Origin of the sequence: Mycobacterium asiaticum (assembly GCF_001673365.1) — a bacterium.
GTDB classification, from domain to species: domain Bacteria; phylum Actinomycetota; class Actinomycetes; order Mycobacteriales; family Mycobacteriaceae; genus Mycobacterium; species Mycobacterium asiaticum_A.
Map to the genome: position 1 here is coordinate 1 of NZ_LZLS01000124.1, position 2,260 is coordinate 2,260.

Sequence of the window (2,260 nt, forward strand, 5' to 3'; positions counted from 1 at the left end):
CTCGCGATTGTCGATCCGCGCCGAATGACGGGTTGTAGCAGGAGGTCTCGAGCCGGAATTCGTAGCCGCAGCCCTCGGGATCGTCGGCGAAGTTGTCGACGTCGAAGTCGTCATAACCGCCGAACGATTCCGCGTCCGGGTAGTCCTCGCTGCCCCGGACGCTGTCGTAGAGGGTGTTACGTGTGTTACTGATGATGCCGATGGTATCGACGCGTGTGCACCGATGCGGGCGTCGCGAGGCCGCTAAACCGAATCGTGACGGGTTCGTTCGCTAACCCCGAACTGCCGCGTTGGGGGCGGGGCGCGATCCGAGTCGGACGCGTCCACTAGCCTGCTGCTGAAACGCCTGCGACGAAAATGCAACGGAAGGGGCTTGCAGTGGAGGTCAAGATCGGTGTCACGCACAGCCCGCGCGAGCTGGTGATTTCGAGTGCGCAAACGCCCAATGAGGTCGAAGAACTCGTTGCCGCCGCACTGCGTGACGAGGCGGGACTGCTGAGCCTGAGCGATGAGCGCGGCCGGCGTTACCTGGTCAACGCCGAGAAGATCGCCTACGTCGAGATCGGTATCGCCGACGCGCGCCGGGTCGGCTTCGGAATCGGCGCGGACGCCGCAGCGGCCAAAAGCTAGGACCGGGCGAGCGGCACGTGCGAGAGTCCGCCCCAGGCGAACTGCACGGTGCCCTCGACGGCGTCTGATTTCGAAATCGGGCGATCGGAGTCCAGCCAGTAGCGGGCGCAGTCGACACTCAGGCCGACCAGTCCCACCGCAATCATCCGGGCGCGGTGCGGGTCTAGTCCGGAGTCCTCGGCGATGAGCGCGAAGACGGCGTCGATGCAGGATTCGGTGGCCACCCGGACTTGCGCGGCGACTTCGGGCTCGGTGACGTAGTCGTTCTCGAAGATCAGGCGGTATCCCTGACTGTCGTGTTCGATGAAGTCGAAGAAGGCCTGCACGGCAGAGTGCAACCGGCGCCGGTTGTCGGTGGTGCGGGCCAGGGCCTGCTGCACACCGCAGACCAGGTTTTCCACGTGCCGGTTCAGCACCGCCAGATACAACTCAAGCTTGCTCGAAAAGTGTTGATAGAGAACGGGTTTGCTGACCCCGGCCCGGTCGGCGATCTCGTCCATGCCAGCCGCGTGATACCCGCTCTCGACGAAGACATCGCTGGCGACTACAAGCAACTGCCCACGACGCTCGTCGCGTGGCAATCGGTTACCCCGCCGGTTCGAGACCGCGGCGCCCTCCATCGGCCGAACACCGTCGGCCGATCTGACGGCACGTCGCGGCGCCGCCTTGGCAAGATCGCTCATCGGTCCTCAATCTGATCGTTCTGGTAAGCAGCCATTTTGCCATCCCCGCGGCCGCACAATGTGTCGCAATGACATTACTCCCTGCGGACTACCTGGGCCGTTTTGCCGATTCGAACTGGTCCGGCGTGGCTGATTCGGGCGCGCCAGGACCGGTTGTCAGCAGCCGCTATGCGATCCTGGGACGGTGACGTCCCCGTGGCCGCCCCACAGCACCGGTCGTTCGCCCGTGCTGCGGGACGACTGGCGTGAGCCGTTGCGCGCCCAACGCGATCCGCTCGGACAGAGCGCCGGACGGGTCCGTGCCGACCGGGACCGACCCCGCCAATGGCGCAAACAGACCTGGCTCGGACGGTTCGTGTCGACCTACGGCTGGCGGGCATATGCGTTGCCGCTTTTGACGGTGTTGACCCTGATAGTGGCGTATCAGACAGTCACCGGAACCAGCACGCCGAAGCCGGCCGCGCACGCCATCCACAAGGATCCGCCCACCATCGGCGCGGTCGGTACGTCGATCATCGACACGCCGCCACGCGGCCTCGTCGCCTTCGACGCGAACACACCGACGGGGACGCTGCCCGACGGCGGACCGTATACCGAGGCGGGCGACAAAACCTACCGCGTGGTTCCGGGTACCACACCGCAGATCGGCCAGGGCACGGCCAAGGTGTTCAGGTACACCATCGAGGTGGAGAACGGGCTCGATCCGGTCAACTACGGCGGCGACAGCGCGTTCGCGCAAATGGTTGACCAGACGCTGGCCAACCCGAAGGGCTGGACGCACAACCCGCAGTTCGCGTTCGTCCGGGTTGACGGAACCGGCGCGGCCAAGCCCGACTTTCGCATCTCGCTGGTATCGCCGGTCAGCGTGCGCGAGGGCTGCGGCTACGAATTCCGGCTCGAGACCTCCTGCTACAACCCGTCATTCGGCGCGGATCGACAATCGCGAG

General features: G+C 65.4%; 3 protein-coding genes. 2 read left to right on the top strand and 1 reads right to left on the bottom strand.

The features are described 5' to 3' along the window. Positions 1-357 precede the first annotated feature (357 nt). Positions 358-630: a DUF3107 domain-containing protein gene (locus tag A5634_RS13495; protein WP_437339975.1), complete on the top strand. Its 273-nt coding sequence runs from the start codon at positions 358-360 to the stop codon at positions 628-630. Here A5634_RS13495 and A5634_RS13500 read toward each other — a convergent pair. Further along, the gene (locus tag A5634_RS13500) at positions 627-1,313 is read right to left on the bottom strand and encodes a TetR/AcrR family transcriptional regulator (RefSeq protein ID WP_065144551.1); all 687 of its coding nucleotides are present in this window, start codon (positions 1,311-1,313) and stop codon (positions 627-629) included. The genes A5634_RS13495 and A5634_RS13500 overlap by 4 nt on opposite strands. Before the next feature lie 184 nt (positions 1,314-1,497). Here A5634_RS13500 and A5634_RS13505 point away from each other — a divergent pair. Further along, positions 1,498-2,260 (top strand): DUF3152 domain-containing protein (locus A5634_RS13505; protein WP_081290411.1); only part of this gene is annotated, 763 nt, incomplete at its 3' end.

What these genes read in the sequence shown, in the direction of transcription:
- A5634_RS13500 (WP_065144551.1), bottom strand. Translation starts at nt 1,313, where the DNA reads ATGAGCGATCTTGCCAAGGCGGCGCCGCGACGTGCCGTCAGATCGGCC.
- A5634_RS13495 (WP_437339975.1), top strand. Translation starts at nt 358, where the DNA reads ATGCAACGGAAGGGGCTTGCAGTGGAGGTCAAGATCGGTGTCACGCAC.